Source organism: Flavobacterium rhamnosi (genome assembly GCF_048286515.1).
In the GTDB taxonomy this organism is placed as follows: domain Bacteria; phylum Bacteroidota; class Bacteroidia; order Flavobacteriales; family Flavobacteriaceae; genus Flavobacterium.
In genome coordinates this window covers 91,173-109,606 of sequence record NZ_JBLVPS010000005.1, presented here as the reverse complement: position 1 = coordinate 109,606, position 18,434 = coordinate 91,173, and the positions used below count along the sequence as shown (strand labels likewise).

Annotated in this window: 19 protein-coding genes; 13 read left to right on the top strand and 6 right to left on the bottom strand. The window is 33.8% G+C overall.

Annotation, left to right across the window (positions count from 1 at the left end; translation table 11 throughout):
• Positions 1 to 26: 26 nt before the first annotated feature.
• Entirely contained in the window at positions 27 to 2,291 is a 2,265-nt protein-coding gene (locus ACNQGN_RS05995; RefSeq protein WP_417986935.1) for a M1 family metallopeptidase, read from the bottom strand.
• Between the two features lie 172 nt (positions 2,292 to 2,463).
• Between ACNQGN_RS05995 and ACNQGN_RS05990 the strand changes: the two genes are divergently transcribed.
• The 3 genes from ACNQGN_RS05990 (at position 2,464) to ACNQGN_RS05980 (ending at position 4,589) form a co-directional block, all read left to right on the top strand.
• Entirely contained in the window at positions 2,464 to 3,315 is an 852-nt protein-coding gene (locus ACNQGN_RS05990; protein WP_417986934.1) for an aldose 1-epimerase family protein, read from the top strand.
• A 23-nt stretch (positions 3,316 to 3,338) separates the two neighbouring features.
• Positions 3,339 to 3,890 carry a GNAT family N-acetyltransferase gene (locus ACNQGN_RS05985; protein WP_417986933.1) on the top strand — a complete coding sequence of 184 codons (552 nt, stop codon included), beginning with the start codon at positions 3,339 to 3,341 and terminating at the stop codon, positions 3,888 to 3,890.
• Between the two features lie 147 nt (positions 3,891 to 4,037).
• Positions 4,038 to 4,589, top strand: a complete 552-nt coding sequence (locus ACNQGN_RS05980) for a DUF3575 domain-containing protein (protein WP_417986932.1) — start codon at positions 4,038 to 4,040, stop codon at positions 4,587 to 4,589.
• Here ACNQGN_RS05980 and ACNQGN_RS05975 read toward each other — a convergent pair.
• A complete protein-coding gene (locus tag ACNQGN_RS05975; RefSeq protein WP_417986931.1) occupies positions 4,586 to 4,822 on the bottom strand; it encodes a VF530 family protein in 237 nt (78 codons plus the stop codon). The two genes, ACNQGN_RS05980 and ACNQGN_RS05975, sit on opposite strands and share 4 nt — an antisense overlap.
• 69 nt (positions 4,823 to 4,891) lie before the next feature.
• On the opposite strand from ACNQGN_RS05975, the gene smpB reads away from it, so the two are divergent.
• Both smpB and ACNQGN_RS05965 read left to right on the top strand, forming a co-directional pair.
• The gene (smpB, locus tag ACNQGN_RS05970; RefSeq protein ID WP_035671685.1) at positions 4,892 to 5,344 is read left to right on the top strand and encodes an SsrA-binding protein SmpB; all 453 of its coding nucleotides are present in this window, start codon (positions 4,892 to 4,894) and stop codon (positions 5,342 to 5,344) included.
• 83 nt (positions 5,345 to 5,427) lie between these two features.
• The gene (locus ACNQGN_RS05965) at positions 5,428 to 6,477 is read left to right on the top strand and encodes a Fic family protein (protein ID WP_417986930.1); all 1,050 of its coding nucleotides are present in this window, start codon (positions 5,428 to 5,430) and stop codon (positions 6,475 to 6,477) included.
• Positions 6,478 to 6,499: 22 nt separating this feature from the next.
• On the opposite strand, the gene ACNQGN_RS05960 is transcribed toward ACNQGN_RS05965, so the two are convergent.
• Entirely contained in the window at positions 6,500 to 7,141 is a 642-nt protein-coding gene (locus tag ACNQGN_RS05960; protein ID WP_417986929.1) for a protein-L-isoaspartate(D-aspartate) O-methyltransferase, read from the bottom strand.
• 144 nt (positions 7,142 to 7,285) lie between these two features.
• On the opposite strand from ACNQGN_RS05960, the gene ACNQGN_RS05955 reads away from it, so the two are divergent.
• From ACNQGN_RS05955 to ACNQGN_RS05920, 8 genes are all read left to right on the top strand, one after another.
• Positions 7,286 to 8,251 (top strand): Gfo/Idh/MocA family protein, encoded by a 966-nt coding sequence (locus ACNQGN_RS05955; RefSeq protein WP_417986928.1) that lies wholly within the window; start codon positions 7,286 to 7,288, stop codon positions 8,249 to 8,251.
• 84 nt (positions 8,252 to 8,335) lie between these two features.
• Positions 8,336 to 9,223, top strand: coding sequence for a 3-hydroxyacyl-CoA dehydrogenase family protein (locus tag ACNQGN_RS05950; protein ID WP_417986927.1), 888 nt, complete (start codon positions 8,336 to 8,338; stop codon positions 9,221 to 9,223).
• A 77-nt stretch (positions 9,224 to 9,300) separates the two neighbouring features.
• Positions 9,301 to 10,521, top strand: a complete 1,221-nt coding sequence (locus ACNQGN_RS05945; RefSeq protein ID WP_417986926.1) for a DUF1015 domain-containing protein — start codon at positions 9,301 to 9,303, stop codon at positions 10,519 to 10,521.
• 34 nt (positions 10,522 to 10,555) lie between these two features.
• Positions 10,556 to 11,215 carry a YggS family pyridoxal phosphate-dependent enzyme gene (locus ACNQGN_RS05940; RefSeq protein ID WP_417986925.1) on the top strand — a complete coding sequence of 220 codons (660 nt, stop codon included), beginning with the start codon at positions 10,556 to 10,558 and terminating at the stop codon, positions 11,213 to 11,215.
• Positions 11,216 to 11,304: 89 nt separating this feature from the next.
• Positions 11,305 to 12,666 (top strand): exonuclease domain-containing protein, encoded by a 1,362-nt coding sequence (locus ACNQGN_RS05935; RefSeq protein ID WP_417986924.1) that lies wholly within the window; start codon positions 11,305 to 11,307, stop codon positions 12,664 to 12,666.
• Positions 12,667 to 12,691: 25 nt separating this feature from the next.
• A complete protein-coding gene (locus ACNQGN_RS05930; RefSeq protein ID WP_417986923.1) occupies positions 12,692 to 13,525 on the top strand; it encodes an ion transporter in 834 nt (277 codons plus the stop codon).
• A 63-nt stretch (positions 13,526 to 13,588) separates the two neighbouring features.
• Entirely contained in the window at positions 13,589 to 14,506 is a 918-nt protein-coding gene (gene miaA, locus ACNQGN_RS05925; protein WP_417986922.1) for a tRNA (adenosine(37)-N6)-dimethylallyltransferase MiaA, read from the top strand.
• Positions 14,507 to 14,561: 55 nt separating this feature from the next.
• Entirely contained in the window at positions 14,562 to 15,302 is a 741-nt protein-coding gene (locus ACNQGN_RS05920) for an acyl-[acyl-carrier-protein] thioesterase (protein WP_417986921.1), read from the top strand.
• Positions 15,303 to 15,474: 172 nt separating this feature from the next.
• On the opposite strand, the gene ACNQGN_RS05915 is transcribed toward ACNQGN_RS05920, so the two are convergent.
• Genes ACNQGN_RS05915 through coaE form a run of 3 tightly spaced genes read right to left on the bottom strand, consistent with a single transcriptional unit; the run spans position 15,475 to position 18,434 of the window.
• Positions 15,475 to 16,191 (bottom strand): response regulator transcription factor, encoded by a 717-nt coding sequence (locus ACNQGN_RS05915; protein WP_416853294.1) that lies wholly within the window; start codon positions 16,189 to 16,191, stop codon positions 15,475 to 15,477.
• A gap of 3 nt (positions 16,192 to 16,194) precedes the next feature.
• Positions 16,195 to 17,778 carry a sensor histidine kinase gene (locus tag ACNQGN_RS05910; RefSeq protein WP_417986920.1) on the bottom strand — a complete coding sequence of 528 codons (1,584 nt, stop codon included), beginning with the start codon at positions 17,776 to 17,778 and terminating at the stop codon, positions 16,195 to 16,197.
• A 59-nt stretch (positions 17,779 to 17,837) separates the two neighbouring features.
• Positions 17,838 to 18,434, bottom strand: coding sequence for a dephospho-CoA kinase (gene coaE, locus ACNQGN_RS05905; protein ID WP_417986919.1), 597 nt, complete (start codon positions 18,432 to 18,434; stop codon positions 17,838 to 17,840).

Here is an 18,434-nt window from a genome sequence, read left to right as displayed (position 1 = left end):
ACGACTAAACTCAGAAAAAATATAAATCACTCCTTAGTAAAAGGTATTTTTTGGCCATTTGGCCATATCATTTCTACACTGTTTTTACTTTCATTGAATTTAAATGTAATTCCTGCTTGTTTAGATTCAAATGTATCCTTTGCAATGCGTTCAACAGTAAACTTTGGATAATCCGTCATCGTAACATTTAGAACAGTATTCTTTTCTGAAAACACAATTTTTATCGGTACGTTTTTGTTGGAATAGGTCCCCAAATACTCATCCAATATAATGTCAACATCAATCATACCGACTGTTGATGTCCAAATATTATTGCTTTCGTTACTGTCTGGAAATACATGGTCAGGATCTAGTGTAATGCTTTCAATTTCCTCTGTAGAATTGTGCTTGAAGGACCAGTCTATGTTTCTCTGCCAGATTTCAACTGGTAATTTAACTCTGGTTATCTTCCCGCTTTTAGTTTTTATATCTAAAACTACCGGCATTGCCATTTTTTCTAGGTTTTCAATTGAAATTACAACTCCTTGTTTTGGATCATTTTTAATATATTTAATCGAGTTAACACCTTGGTCTAAACGCCAATTATATTGAAACCAACCTCTCCAAAACCAGCTTAAATCCTCACCGGCAACGTTTTCTATTGTTCTGAAGAAATCATCCGGTGCTGGATGTTTGTATGCCCAACGTTCTACATAAGTACGTAACGCTAAATCAAACCGTTCCGGCCCTAAAACCTGCTCGCGCAAAATGACTAACCCTGCACTAGGTTTGGAATAACATAATAGACCTATGTTGGCCTCTTTCATATTATCGGGTGAACTCATTATCGTTTCATTTTTTGGATTAGTATAATAATCCGCATATAAATGTGCATCCGAAGGCTTGGGTTTGTACTCACCATTATTAAAATCAACACCACTTAGTGAATTAATAAAAGTATTAAATCCTTCGTCCATCCAGGCGAACATACGCTCGTTTGAACCAACAATCATGGGGAACCAAATATGTCCAAATTCGTGATCTGTCACTCCCCATAAATCTTCTCCTTTGGATTCCCAACTGCAAAAAACGATTCCAGGATATTCCATTCCACCTTCATTACCTGCTACATTGGTAGCCGCTGGATAAGGATATTCCAACCATCTTTTAGAATAATTTTCTATACACCCTTTAGTATATTCTGTTGAACGTCCCCAAGCATCATTTCCTGCGCTTTCTACTGGATAAACGGAGATAGCCAATGATTTTTTTCCGCTTGGCAAATTAATTTTTGCAGCGTCTAATATAAATGCAGCCGAAGAAGACCAGGAAACATCACGAGCATTTTTGATTTTATAATTCCAAGTTTTAGTCGTCTTAGAAACTGTCTTTGCCAAATTGTTAACTTCTTCAGCAGTACGAATAAAAACAGTTTTGTCACTTAGTTTCGCTTGCGTCAAACGCTTTTGTTCTTCTGCTGTATAAACTGATGCAGGATTAAGTAATTCACCTGAACAAACCACAATATGATTGGAAGGCGCCGTGATATTCACTTCAAAATCGCCATATTCCAGGTAAAATTCCGAAGCTCCTAAATATGGACTTACGTTCCACCCTCTCAGATCATCATACACACACATGCGCGGGTACCATTGGGCTATAGTAAAAATTTTACCGTTTTTAGTCTCCAAAACCCCCATACGATCCGAACCTTCAAAAGGAGCAATAAATGAAAAATCTATTTTAATTTTCACAGTTCCCCCTTTGGCATTCAATCCTTGTGGAAGGAAAACCTGCATGCGAGTATCACTAATTAGGTATTTAGCCTCCGTTTCAGTTGATTTACCTTTATTTACCGAAATCACTTTCACCGATTTAATTTTATGCCCACCGTCAAAAATCTGACCTTGTGCCCCATTTCGGCTTCCTGTAATAGGTACAACTGCATTTCCACGGGAATCTGCCTTGAATAAATTTTGGTCCAGGTTCATCCAAACGAAAGTCATTTTATCTGGACTATTGTTAGTATAGGTGATAATTCCTGTTCCGGTGATTTCGTTATTATTTTCATCCAATTTAGCCGTTAATTTATAATCGGCTCTGTTTTGCCAGTATTCAGCGCCCGGCTGACCACTTGCTGAACGGGTACTTGTTCCGTTTTTTGTATAAAAAAATGGAGCAAAAGCATCATGGTAATCGTATTTTGAAATTGAGTTACCGGATGCGTTTACAGGAGTTTGCTGCGCCCAAATACAGGTAACTCCCAATAATAAAGTCAAAGATAGTATGACTCTGAAGCGAATGTTTTTCATTTTTTTACTATTTATATCACAAATAAATGAAAAAAAAGAGGATTTTAAACTATTTCAAAGGAATTGATTGCATTTTAAATGAATAAAATTAAGTGCAATCCCAATTATTATTAAAAATTATAAAATATATTTACCAATTAAAATTAATTTTTAAATCAACTGAAAAACCATTTTGACAACTACCATTAAAAACTCAAATCTAATTGCCGAAATAAAGCATTTAGGAGCTGAATTAATTTCTTTAAAAACGAATCTCAATAAAGAATATATTTGGGAAGGAAACCCTTATTTTTGGGGTAAACACTCTCCTATTTTATTTCCTATTGTTGGAACTTTAAAAAACAATTCCTTTCATTACGATGGAATCAAATACCATCTGTCCCGTCATGGCTTTGCCAGAGATATGGAGTTTAAACTAGTTGACAAAAAGGAAAACAGCGCTACTTTTTCGATTCAATCTTCTGAAGAAACTCTAAAAGCGTATCCATTTGCATTTGAATTGCAAATCATTTACACCCTAGAGGCAAGTACTTTACTAATTGAATATAAAGTCAGTAATAAAGGAAAATCGTCATTGCCGTTTTCTATTGGAGCACATCCCGCTTTTGCTTTACCGGGGAAATTCGAAAATTATTCCATTGCATTCGAAAAAGAAGAAGCTTTGGAATATTATCTTTTGGACAATGATTTGATTTCAAATAAAACAAAAAAAATAGAAGCTCAAAACAAACAAATTCCATTGACTTACGAATTATTCGAAAATGACGCCTTGATTTTCAAAACATTAGAATCCAATTCATTGACAATTTTGAAAAATGAAAACCCAGTTTTAAGAGTACAGTTCGAAGATTTTCCAAATTTAGGAATTTGGACAAAAAGGAATGCACCGTTTCTTTGCATCGAACCCTGGTTTGGCTATTCGGATACTAATGGAAGTTCCGGAGATCTATTTGAAAAAGAAGGTATCCAAATTTTGGAGGCAAATGCCGTTTTTACATCAAAATTTAGTATCGAAATCCTTTAATTTGTGAAAAAAATCAATAAAATATGTCAACCATAAATTTTAGTCCTTTTCCAAATCTGGAAACCGATCGTCTTTTATTGAGACGCGTTGATGAAAATGATGTAAACGAAATTTTCGCTTTACGTTCCAACCCTGAAACCATGAAATATATTCCCAGACCTTTAGTAAAAACTACTAAAGATGCGCTGGAACATATTGCCCTGATTGATTCTAAAATTGAAAGTAACGAAGGAATTAATTGGGCGATTACATTAAAAGGTAGTCCAAAACTGATTGGCCTTATTGGGCATTACAGAATACGACCGGAACATTTTCGTGCAGAGATTGGGTATATGCTATTGCCTGAATTTAATGGAAAAGGGATTATCTCTGAAGCTGTTAAAGAAGTGGTTAATTATGGTTTCAAAGTAATGAAACTTCATTCTATTGAAGCAGTACTTGACCCTGAAAATTTTGGCTCTGAGAAGGTTTTAGAAAAAAACGGTTTTATAAAAGAAGCCCATTTAAAAGAAAATGAATTTTTTGAAGGCCGCTTTTTAGATTCCGTTATTTATTCCATTTTGAATAAATACTAGTCTTTAAACACTACCAATTTTCTGTTTTTTTCAAATCACAAAAATTTCATAAAAAATAAAATAGGAAATTTCTCAAACCAAATATTTTTATATTTGCCGCCAAAACTAATTTTTTTAACGAAATAGAAATTAGTCAAAATTGCCATTATGAAACACCTACTTATAATTTGCATTCTTTTCTTCTCGATACATTCTCAAAGTCAAACCTTTGTAAAGATAAATGCCTTAACAACCCCTTTCACTATTCCTAATGTAGGTATTGAAACCAGTATTGGGAAAAAATTTACTTTTCAATTTGATATTTTGGCATCGCCTTGGAAATCAGTATATGGTAAACCAAGACAATTCTATACTTTCATACCAGAAGTCCGATACCATTTTACTGAAAAATACAACGGTTTTTACGTTGGTGGCCATATTGGAGCTAGTATATTTAATTTCCAGAAATGGAATTACTTAAATACGGATCTGTACGAAAAGGGATTTGGTTATCTTATGGGAGCAACTATTGGATATCAAACTAAAATAAATGATAAGTTTACATTAGATTGCTTTTTGGGTGGCGGATCCAGTCAGGGTTTTTATAGAGGATATTCTATAAGTACAGGTGAACGCTATGATAAAGCTACCAATTATAACAAAAGCGGAGAATGGATTCCCTATAGAGGCGGTGTTATGATTTCCTATCGCATCAATTAGATTCCGTTAGTACTTTTTACAACCGTTTTAATATACAATTCTTCCACTTGTTTTCTCGCCCAATCCGTTTTTCGTAAAAAAGTCAAGCTGGATTTTATACTAGGGTTATCTGTAAAACATTTCACTTTAATGAGTTCTCCCAAGGTATCAAATCCATAATATTCGACTAATTGCTCCACAATTTTTTGGAGCGTAATGCCATGAAGCGGGTCTTTTGATTTTGAATTTTCCATTTTGCAAATTTAAGTATTTATATAAAAACAATTGGTGTTTCGTAGATTTGTTTCTACCTTTGTATTCCTATGCTGAAAACAATAAATATCTACAATAAAAGAGCCAAATTCGACTATGAAATAATCGAGACATTTACTGCTGGAATCGTTTTGGCAGGAACTGAAATTAAATCCATTCGATTAGGAAAGGCTAACATTACAGAGAGTTTTTGCGAGTTTAGTAACAACGAACTGTTTGCAATCAATACTTATATTGAAGAATATACTTTTGGTAATCAATTCAACCACAAAGCCAGAAGCGAACGTAAATTACTTTTGAACAAAAGAGAATTGAAAGGATTAATCAAAAGCGTTCAAGCCAAAGGACTAACTATTATTCCTTTGAAATTGTTTACCAATGAAAAAGGAATGGCCAAACTACAAATCGGTCTTTGTAAAGGGAAGAAAACATATGACAAGCGCGAATCACTAAAAGAGCAAGATACCAAACGAGATCTTGACAGAATAAAAAAATCATTTTAAATTTATTTCTACAATAGAATCCGTTTTTTTACCGCTATAAAATGACTAAACTTGTCAAGACAATTTAAAACATTTTCCTTAAAATGAAAACACTACTCAAAAATGCAAGAGAGCAAAAAGGGCTTAAGACGAGAGAAGTGGCACAACTTTTAGGAATAGATCAAGCCTTAATCAGTAAATTTGAAAGTGGCACCAGAAAACCCACCAGAGATCAAGTCGTAAAACTAGCATCATTATTGGAAATAGATACCGAAACTATTATGGTAGCCTGGCTTAAAGAAAAAATTCTTTATGAAATAGGCCAAGATGAATTTGCATTAAAAGCGATACTGGTTGCGGAACAAGAAATAAGATACCAAAGTAAATCTGCTAAGAAAAAGCTACCTGAAACATTGCAAAAAACTTTAGATGAAATAGATGCGTTAAAGACAAAGCTGGCTGGATTTGGTCAGTTTGACAGCCATCGTATTACTAAAGCACTAGAACTAGAATACACTTTTGAAAGTAACCGTATTGAGGGAAACACCATGACACTTTATGAAACTGTTCTGGTTATCAATGAAGGCCAGACTATTTCCGGAAAAAGTATGCGGGAGCATCTTGAAGTGATTAATCATCAGGAAGCTATTGCTTATATTAAAGATCTGATGCAAAAAAACACTTCCATAAATGAACGAGAAGTGCTTTCTATTCACAATCTTATTTTAAGAGGTATCCATCCGCAAGATGCAGGTCATTATAGAAAAGTAGAGGTGATGATTCAGGGAAGTGCCCATATGCCTCCACAACCTTTTTTAGTTCCGAAAGAAATGGAAGATTTTTTCATTTGGTTCGAAACCAATAAAAACAACCTTCATCCTATTCTTTTAGCTGCCGAAATACACGAGCGCCTCGGCACCATTCATCCTTTTATTGACGGCAACGGCAGAACTTCACGTTTGGTTATGAACTTAGTATTATTGCAACATGGCTACGTCATTGCAAATATAAGAGGAGATTCTGACACTAGAATGCAGTACTACCAAGCACTGGAAACAGCTCAAAACAAAAATAATAAAGAAGATTTTTTCCTGTTTATCGCTCAAATGGAAAAAGAAAGCTTAGAACGTTACCTAAGTATTATTGGTCAGTAAAAAAGGATTGCTCTGGTTCATTTTAATTTCTATCTTCTAATAATGGAACAAATCGAAATTCACCAAACTCGTGTTTCTCGAATTGTGTTTCATTTTTTCGGATCAGTAAAGTCATAATTTGAACGTCCTCACCTAATGGAATAACCAGCCTTCCTCCTATTTTTAATTGTGCCATCAAAGGCTGCGGAATAAATGGAGCTCCTGCCGTAACAATAATACTATCAAAAGGCGCGTAGCTTGGCAATCCTTTGTAACCGTCTCCAAATGAAAGATGTTTGGGACGAATACCCAACTTTGGAAACAAAACAGATGTTTTTTTGAACAATTCATTTTGTCTTTCTACACTAAATACTTTTGCTCCCATGGTACACAAAACAGCCGTTTGGTACCCTGATCCTGTTCCAATTTCTAAAATTTTATGCTCTTTTTTTACTTCTAATAATTGTGACTGAAAAGCTACTGTATAAGGTTGTGAAATGGTTTGGCCTGCACCAATAGGAAATGCTTTGTCCTGATAGGCATAATCTTCAAAACTGGAATTTAAAAATAAGTGTCTGGGGATTTTCTTTATCGCATCCAAAACACTTTTATCAGTAATGCCTTTTTGTTCTAAAACGCTTACTAATTGATTCCGAAGTCCTTGATGTTTGGCTGTGTCTTTCAAAATTTGATATTTTATTTTGGTAAAAATAGAAAACAATTTCTAATTTCAAATATTGAAAATTGAATTTAAAATACATTAAATAATTGTTCATTATCAATAATAAATTAATCAATTAATTGCTATTTTTGTACAAATTACATAATTATGCTGAAAATTGGAGTATTAGGTGCTGGTCATCTTGGAAAAATACATTTGCGTTTATTACAACAATCAGAAAAATATGAATTGGTTGGTTTTTATGATGAAAATCTCGAAAACGGAGCAAAAATCGCTGCTGAATTTGGTTACAAACAATTTGACACTATAGCCAAATTAATTCATGCAGTTGACGTTATAGACATCGTTACTCCCACCCTTTCTCATTACAAATGTGCTAAAGTTTCTATCAAATCAGGAAAACACGTTTTCATTGAAAAACCCATCTCTACAACTGTTGCAGAAGCAGAAGAAATAATCGCTTTAGCAAAAGAGTATAATGTCAAAGGTCAGGTAGGTCATGTAGAGCGCTTCAATCCTGCATTTATTGCTACCAAAAACATGATTGAGAATCCCATGTTTATTGAAACGCATCGTTTAGCCGAATTCAATCCCCGTGGTACAGATGTTCCGGTAGTTCTGGATTTGATGATTCATGATATTGATGCTATTTTGAGTGTTGTAAAATCCAAAGTAAAAAACATTAATGCAAGTGGTGTCTCTGTTATTAGTGAGACTCCAGATATTGCCAATGCCCGCATCGAATTCGAAAATGGTTGCGTTGCTAATTTAACTGCCAGCAGAATTTCGATGAAGAACATGCGTAAATCCCGTTTCTTCCAGAAAGACGCTTACATATCTGTTGATTTCCTCGAAAAGAAATGTGAAGTGGTAAAAATGAAAGATGCTCCTGAGATTCCCGGTGACTTTGACATCATTTTACAAAATGCAGAAGGTGTAAAAAAACAAATCTACTTTTCAAATCCTGATGTGGAACAAAACAACGCTATCCTTGATGAGCTGGAATCATTTGCTGATGCTATTAACAATAACACTACTCCTGTTGTAACGTTAGAACAAGCAACAGAAGCTTTAAGAGTGGCGTATCAAATCATTGATTGTTTTAAAAAATAAATAATAATACTTTAAAGTTCAATAGTTATAGTTGCTCAAGGGTAACTCTAACTATTGAACTTTAAACTTTAAACCAAAATATAAATGAAAACAATAGCTGTAATCGGCGCTGGAACAATGGGTAACGGAATTGCCCATACTTTTGCCCAAAGCGGTTTTACCGTAAAATTAATTGATGTTTCAGAGCAATCTTTGGATAAAGGAATGGCAACTATTGCTGCTAATTTAGAGCGAATGCTCACAAAAGGAACGATCACTGAAGAAGACAAAGCAAAAACAATTACCAATATAATCACTTATACCGATATCAAAGATGGTGTTGTAGGGGTCGATTTAGTAATTGAGGCAGCTACAGAAAACGTTGAATTGAAACTCAATATTTTCAAGCAATTAAACGAAGCTTGTTCTCACAATACGATTTTAGCAACCAATACTTCTTCCATTTCCATTACACAAATTGGAGCGGTTGTCGCGCATCCGGAACGCGTTATTGGAATGCACTTTATGAATCCTGTGCCAATTATGAAATTGGTGGAAATCATTCGTGGTTACAATACAAGTGATGAAGTGACTGAAATCATTATGAACCTTTCCGAAAAATTAGGAAAAACACCAGTTGAAGTCAATGATTATCCAGGTTTTGTTGCCAATAGAATATTGATGCCCATGATCAATGAAGCGATCGAAACAGTATACAACAAGGTCGCTGGCGTTTATGAAATTGACACAGTGATGAAATTAGGAATGGGTCATCCGATGGGCCCCTTACAACTAGCTGATTTTATTGGTCTTGATGTCTGTTTAGCGATTCTAAATGTAATGTATGACGGATTCAAAAACCCAAAATATGCCCCTTGCCCACTATTGGTAAACATGGTTCGTGCAGGAAAAATGGGCGTAAAAACTGGTGAAGGTTTTTATGATTATTCTGAAAGTAAAAAAGCAGAAAAGATTGCTAAACAATTTATTTAAAAGTCACAGTTTCCACTCGCAGTTTTAAAATTTTGCGATCAATCAAAAACTGCCACTTTCACTGAAAACTAAATCAGATGGCTAAAATAGTTCCTTTTAAAGCAGTTCGTCCTACTCGTGATAAGGTTTGTCTTGTAACGTGCAGCTCGTACGATGAATATTCAGCCGCTGAACTGGCTGCACAATTGGATTTTAATCCATTATCTTTTTTACATATTTTAAAACCTGCTTACACGAATCAAGAAACGGTTTCTTATGAAAAAAGATACCGACAAGTGCATCAAAAATATCAGGAGTTTAAGAACGAAATTATTTTGGTTAAAGATAATAAACCTGCGATTTACATTCACAAAATCATAACCAAAACCCATTCGTTTACCGGAATTATTGTCGGAACAAGCATTGAAGATTATCGCAATAATGTGATCAAAAAGCACGAAGACATATTGGCTTTTAGAGTACGCCTGCTTAAAGATTATATGAAATATTCAGGATTCAATACCGAACCGGTTTTGATGACGTATCCCGATAATAAAACAATAGAAAACTGGATTTTTAACTGTACCCAAAAATTAGCCGATTTTGAGTTTTCGACTGCCAAAAAAGAAATTCATTACCTGTGGAAGATTGAAGATTCTTTAGAAATAGATTGGATTCAGAACCTATTTGCGAAAACAGAAAATCTTTATATCGCAGATGGTCATCATCGTACCGAAGCGTTGAAATTATTATCTGAAGAAAATGAAAATCCGGAAAATACTGCGAAAGATTCTATTCTAAGTTATCTGATCTCCGAAAATAATGTCAAAATATACGAATTCAATCGTTTGGTAAAAGATTTAAATGGTTTATCGAAAGAGGATTTCATGAATGAATTGCGCAAGGATTTCATCATAGAAAATAAAAACCAGCAACCTTTTAGGCCAGGGCAAAAACATCAGTTTGGAATGTATCTTGACAATGAATTTTACAGCTTAATTTTGCGAAAAGAAAATGAAGATTTCGAAACTGCTTTAGATAGTTTAGACACACAAATTTTATATAAAAAAGTCCTTTTACCGCTGCTAGCAATCAAAGATTTACGCAATGATGAGCGCATTGAATATCTGTCAGGCAAACATTCTGTTTTAGAATTAAAACAAAAAATTGATCAGGGAGAATTTGAAATTGGTTTTATTCTCTTTCCGTCTAATATAACAGAAATTAAAGCTTTGGCAGATGCTAATTTGATTATGCCTCCAAAAAGTACGTATATCGAACCAAAGTTCAGAAGTGGTTTAGTGATTTATGAATTATAATCTCCTTTTTTTAAAATAAATTAAAAGATTAAAAATGGCAATAGCTAAAAATTTACGCTCCATAAAATCGACATTACCCGAGCATGTCACTCTTGTTGCGGTTTCGAAGACCAAGCCCGTTGCTGATTTAATGGAAGCATACCAAGCCGGCCAACGTATTTTTGGAGAAAACAAAATCCAAGAAATGGCTGAGAAATGGGAGCAAATGCCCAAAGACATCCAATGGCATATGATTGGTCATGTTCAAACCAATAAGGTCAAATTTATGGCACAATTTGTGCGCTTGATTCATGGAGTGGACAGTTTGAAATTATTACAAGAAATCAACAAACAAGCACAAAAAAACAATCGAATTATAGATTGTTTATTGCAAATTCATATTGCCGAAGAAGAAACTAAATTTGGTCTTGATAAAGAAGAACTTGTTGCTCTGTTAGCTTCAGGTGAATTTCAAGAAATGAAAAACATTCAAATCGTTGGACTTATGGGAATGGCTACTTTTACCAATAATAAAGAACAAATCAAGAAAGAATTCATGCAACTGAAATCGATTTTTGACACTTTGCAACCACAGCAAACGGAAAACTGCAAGCTAAAAACGATTTCCATGGGAATGTCTGGGGATTATCAACTTGCAATTGAATGCGGAAGCACAATGGTTCGAATAGGAAGTAGTATCTTTGGAGGAAGATAATTTTTCTTTAGATAGATTATTAACCCTTTTTTGATTTCAAATTGGACAACTGTTACTAAAAACTGATTACTGAACACTGAACACTTATTTTGTACGCAATACTCGACATAGAAACCACTGGGGGACAATTCAACGAAGAAGGAATCACTGAAATCGCTATCTATAAATTTGATGGTCACGAAGTTGTGGATCAATTCATCAGTTTAGTCAATCCTGAAATTCCAATTCAGCCTTTTGTAGTAAAACTGACTGGCATTAATAATGCTATGTTGCGTTCCGCCCCCAAGTTTTTTGAAGTAGCCAAGCGCATTATCGAAATGACAAATGATTGCGTAATTGTAGCACATAATGCTTCCTTTGATTATCGAATATTAAGAACTGAATTCAGACGATTAGGATACGATTTTGAAGCAAGAACCCTTTGTACCGTCGAACTATCAAAAAAATTACTACCAGAGCAGCCCTCTCACAGTTTAGGAAAACTGGTTCGTGCTCTTGGCATACCAATGGCCGACAGACACAGAGCTAGTGGGGACGCTTTGGCGACTGTAAAATTATTTAAGATCCTTTTGGAAAAAGATTTAGAAAAAGAAATTGTAAAAGATTTCATAAAGCTGGAAATTGAAAAAGGAATCGCTCCAAAACTACTGGATATTGTTACTAGCTTACCCGCTAAAACAGGTACCTATTACATCCATAATGAAAAAGGAAATCTAATCTATATCGGTAAGAGCCGAAACATAAAAAAACGCATCAACCAACATTTTACGGGGACTTCCACTAAATGCAAGAAAATCCAGGCCGAAGTTTTCACAGTTACTTATGATGAAACCGGAAGCGAATTGATTGCACTATTGAAAGAAAGCGAAGAAATAAAAATCAATAAGCCGATCCACAATCGGGCACAAAGGAAAAGCATTTTCCAATTGGCTTTGTATGCCGAAAAAGATGAAAAGGGGTATCTCAACTTAAAACTTCAAAAAGCGGACGGTCGAAAAAAAGAAATCACTTCATTTACATCGTTACAAGAAGGAAAAAATACATTGTTTAGAATCACTGCCCAGTATAATTTATGTCAAAAATTAACAGGCTTATATACTTCAAAAACAAACTGTTTTCAATATAGCATAAAAGAGTGTGACGGCGCATGTATTGGCGAGGTTTCTGTTGAGGAATATAACGCAAGAGTTCAGGCCTTTATTGACCAAAACAGTTTTGAGCATCAAAATATGGTACTTATTGACAGGGGTCGGACTATTCATGAGCGCTCCGCTATTTTGATAGAAAATGGGATTTATAAAGGATATGCTTTTTATGATTTAAATTACCAAATCAACAATATCGATATCCTTAAAAACATTATAATACCGATGCAAAATAATCGGGACACCCGAAATATTATTCAAGGTCATGTTCGAAAAAGCAAAACATTAAAAATCATAAGATTTTAATCCTATTTTTAGCTACCAAACAAATATGCAAAGCATAAAATCAAAAATTGACCGTTTCAGACAAAAAACCAATGTAGTAATCTACGGGACAAATACGGCTTCAGGAAGATTATTTGACCTTATTCTTTTAGGAATTATAGTTCTTAGTGTTATCATTGTTATGCTCGAAACAGTCAAAGGTTTTGATACAAAGTACCACTATGAACTTATTGTACTGGAATGGATTATTACAATTTTCTTTACTTTAGAATACATTCTTAGAATTATTTCCATAAAAAGACCCCTAAAATACATTTTCAGTTTCTATGGTATAATTGATTTGATAGCCATATTACCGATGTATTTATCATTCTTTTTTGTAGGAGCAAGTGTTTTAACACTCATCCGAACCCTTAGATTATTGCGATTATTCAAAATTTTAAAACATCCTAAATTTTCACGCCAGTCCGTTCATTTAAAAGAAGCCTTGATTGCCAGTAGAGGAAAAATACTTGTTTTCATTTACTTCATGTTAATCAGTAGCGTAATAATAGGCTCAATAATGTATCTCGTTGAAGGAAAAGAGGGTGGTTTCACCAGTATTCCGATCAGCATCTATTGGACAATTGTAACACTAACAACAGTTGGATACGGAGATATTTCTCCAATCACACCTCTTGGACAAGCCATCGCTTCAATAGTGATGATAATGGGTTACGGGATCATTGCCGTTCCGACGGGAATTGTTTCTGCTGAACTTGCTAATAGCAATCGAAAAAAAGATAACGCTGATAAAATTGACCCATGTCCCAGCTGCGGTGTTGAAGGACATGAATCCAATGCAAAATACTGCTACCACTGTGGCAAAAATTTAAAATAACATTAATTTGAAGCTAATTCCGGTTGTACCTTGCAACTCGAAGTTTCTTTTGCGCTAAAAAACATGAAATACCTAATAACCATTATCGGACCTACAGCCATAGGGAAAACGTCCCTGAGTATTGTTTTAGCCAATTATTTTAAATGCGACATTGTTTCCTGTGACAGCCGTCAATTTTTCAAGGAAATGACCATCGGAACAGCTGTACCAAACAAAGCAGAATTAGAAGCAGCACCCCATCATTTTATCCAGAATAAATCCATATTTGAAAATTATACGGTAGGTGATTTCGAGAAAGAAGCCATTGCCAAACTCAATGAATTATTCTTGGATAACGATTATGCGATTCTTGTTGGAGGTTCGGGTTTATATGTTGATGCTATTCTAAAAGGTTTTGATGAATTTCCTGAAATCGACGCAGCAGTGCGTACTGAAATAACTAGCAATTACGAAAAATTAGGAATTGGATACCTGCAGCAAAAACTAGAAAAACTAGATCCCGATTATTATAAAAGCTTGTCAATTGAAAATCCCCAAACTTTGCAAAACCCACAGCGAATGATGCGTTTTGTAGAGGTATGCCTAGGAGCTGGAAAACCGTATTCTTCTTTTTTAAACCAGAAACAAAACACCCGTAGCTTTACACCTATTTTGATAGGTTTAGAGGCTGATAGAAAGATAATTTACAACCGAATTAATCAACGTGTTGATATAATGATAAACGAAGGACTACTGGCGGAAGCCAAAACTTTATTTCCAAACAAGGAATTGAATGCCTTACAAACTGTGGGGTACCGAGAATTATTTAGTTATTTTGACAGAGAAATATCATTAGAATTCGCCATTGAAGAAATAAAGAAAAATACCCGACGATTCTCGAAACGACAACTGACCTGGTTTAAAAGAAATGAAGCTACAAATTGGTTTGATTTTGAAACTCCATATGAAGTTATTGTCGATTACATCAATTCAAAAAAATAAAACTTAAAAACGAGTACAATTTAATTCTGTTTCTCAAAAATTTTAATTCACAACTATGCCAATAGCTCCACATTTCACTTCTATTTTAACGAAAGACTGGGAAATCAATTTTACGCAATGTGCGCCAAACGGATATTTAAAATATACTGATTTGTGCAATATTTTGCAGTTAACAGCTGCAGCACATTCAGAAATTGGCGGGATTAGTTTTTTGGATATGCAGGAATTCAATCAGGCTTGGGTTTTAAGTAGAATGCGCGTTGAAATCGATAAATTGCCGAAATGGGGCGCTGTTGTAACGGTGAAAACGTGGATTAATTCTTTAGAAAACTCACGTTCTGTACGTGCTTTGGAAATGCATGTGAATGGAGAAAAAATAGTAGGTTGTGAAACTTTTTGGGCAGTTTTCAATACGAAAACCCGTCGACCGGAAGCATTGGCTTTACCGTTTGAACATTTTGACTTGTATCCCGAAAAGAGGGCCACCAACGAAGGATTTTCTAAGATTAATTTCAATCATGAAAAAGAAATTGTTTTTGAAAAAACAGTATTCTTGTCGGATCTGGATATTGTAAATCACGTCAATAATGTAAAATACCTGGAATGGTGTCTGGATTTGGTTGATGAAAGTTTAATTCTGAATCAAGCTGTTAAAAGCTTTGAAATGAATTTCCTCAAAGAATTATCTTTAAAAGATAAAGTAACGATTCATGAAAATATTTCTGAAAATGAAACGGTTTTTAGTATTACCAAAGAAGACAAAACCAGCTTCGCATTACAATTGAATTGGAAGTAATCAACTATCTTCACATTACAGCGGATTGCAACCTTTAAGAATACCCTTAATCGAAGTGAAAAACATTTTTAAACAAGTAATATTTCCTGTACAGGAAAAGTATTTCTACCTGAAAAATTCTAGGGACGCAAGCCCGCAAAAAAAAAGCTTCGATTTCTCGAAGCCTTTTTGTCTATACTGCTGTTTTGTTTTTCACAACTAATCTAAATCCTTCACCGTGAATATTTAAGATTTCGACATCTTCATCCAGTTTCAGATATTTTCTTAATTTAGCGATGTAAACGTCCATACTTCTTGATGTAAAATAGTTATCATCTCTCCATATTTTTGTCAAGGCTAATTCTCTTGGCATCAAATCATTTTCGTGCAGAATCAGCATTTTCAATAATTCATTCTCTTTTGGAGACAATTTTATTGGCTCTTCATCATCATACGTTAAAAAACGAAGTTTTGAATTCAAATGGAATTTACCAATATTAAATTCAAACTGAACCTGTTCTGCTTTTGTATCAGAAGATTTTCTTTGAATAATCGCTTTAATTTTCATCAACAATACTTCGGAATCAAAAGGTTTATTCAAATAATCATCAGCTCCTGCTTTATATCCTTTCAATACATCTTCTTTCATAGATTTAGCAGTCAGGAAAATAATAGGCACTTCATTGTTCTTTTCTCTGATTTCTTTTGCCAGTGTATAGCCATCTTTATACGGCATCATTACATCCAGAATACACAAGTCGTAAGTATCTTTTTTGAATTTTTCAAATCCTTCCATTCCATTTTTTGCCAAAGTGACGTCAAAATCATTTAGCATCAAATAATCTTTTAGTACTGCGCCAAAATTAAGGTCATCTTCAACCAAAAGTATTTTTTTATTTACATTTTCCATGTTCTAATTTATTAATGGTAATTTTATTATGAAGGTACTTCCTTTTCCCTTTTCACTTTCTACATAAATTTGACCGTTATGGTCTTCAACTATTCTTTTTACATACGCTAAACCTAATCCGTGGCCTTTAACATTATGTATATCTCCTGTATGTTCTCTGTAAAATTTTTCAAAAATTCTTTTTTGAGCCACTTTACTCATTCCCAAACCATTATCCTTTACTTTAATAATAACCATATCTTTAACATTTTCAGTAAAAACATCAATCTCCGGAACATTTGGCGAATATTTTATTGCATTTTCTAAAATATTAACAAGCACATTCGTAAAATGCACATCATTAATTAAGACTGTAGTTCTATTAGCGTCATAATGACTCGTAATTGTTCCTTGTCTGTCTTCTAAAATTAAATTCACATGCTCTATTGCATCATTAATAACATCATGAATGTTATTGGAATCCTTATTAATGTCTAATTCTTTTTTCTCTAGTTTAGAGATCCTTAAAACATTTTCAACCTGAGCATGCATTCGCTTATTTTCATCTCTAATCATTTGAAGGTACCTAAACACCTTTTCTTTGTCATCAATAATCTTTGGGTTCTTAATTGCATCCAAAGCCAAATTAATAGTGGCTATAGGCGTCTTAAACTCATGCGTCATATTGTTGATGAAATCTGTTTTTATTTCTGATATGTGACGTTGCCGAATCAATTGGTTCAATGCACTTGAATAAGCAATAATAATGATAAGCGTAAATATGATTGAAAGTACAGTTATACTAACGAGATCCGACAATAAAAATTTCTTTTTATGAGGAAAAGTCACTAACAACTGATACTTACTATTCCCTTCATTGTCCGAAAATATTGGAATCGAATACGTGCCTTCTTTATCATATTTAAAATCATTTGATTTTATTTTTGTAGCCAAATTACTACTATATATACCAAACTCAAATTTTGTATTTACACCATATTCCTCTAATTCTTTTTTTATCAGTTTCCGTAATAATTCTTTTGAAACTCTTTCTTCAAGAGGCATTGCACCTGCAATATCTTTAAAGAAAATTTCAAATTGTGCATTATCTAAAACGTCTAAATTTCCGGATTTTTCAATTCTAACATCTGGTATTAAACTTTGTTGAACTCCTGAATTATCTATGTTATTGTTATTATAAACTTCAGTAACACGTTTAGAATTAAAATTCTTAAATCTATCGCTGTCAAATTTCTTATCAAAGAACGTTGAAGATATATTGTAATCTTCTGATATAATGCTATTTGAATATATTATGGTTTTATTTGTTCTGGGATTCTTTTGAACGTAATAAAACTCTAACAGATCATTCTTTTTTGGAATCTTCCCTGTGCTGTCTTTGTAATGATTGTATTTATCATAAAAACTGTATGCTTCCTGCTGCTGAAGCTTATCCGCTACATTGCCTATAACTTGCTTAACATGAAATTTAAATTGTTCATCATTGTTTTTAAATGAGGTATTAAACCAATACACCTGAACAAGAATTATTCCTATCAGGGACAAACTCATCAACAACACAAGCAATCTAAAAAAAAGTTTATTCATCGTGACAAAATTAGTATTTTAACAATATATTAAATAATACATTAACCAAAGATTAACATCTAAGACTCGTTTTGTTTAATCTTTAAAATTTTAAGAATTTTAACAACTTCTGTTTTTGCCTTTTCAATTGAAGTATTTTCTATGACAAAATCACTTTTTGAGATGCGTTGTTCGTCAGTCCATTGTGCATTTATTCGCTTTAAAACAAGCTCACGAGTAGTTTCATCTCGCTTCATAACCCTTTCAACCCTTGATTCTATTGGGGCGGTGACGGTTATAATCAGATCACATCTTTTGTAGCCACCGCTTTCAAATAAAATGGCAGCTTCATAAATAATATAGGGCGCTGTTGCGTGCTCCACCAGCCATTGATCAAAATGTTTTTTTACGGCAGGGTGAACAATTGTATTGAGTACTTCTAATTTTTCAGGGTTACCGAATACAATTTCTGCCAATTTTTCCCTATTCAGTATATCATTTTCAAAAATAGACTTTCCAAATGCGTCTTTTATTGCAGTAATAATTTCTGAAGATTGCATAATCTTCCTGGCTTGGTCATCAGCAATGTAAACCGGAATCCCAAATGATTGAAAATAATTTGCAATGGTTGTTTTTCCACTTCCGATACCGCCTGTTAAACCAATTATTTTTGTCAT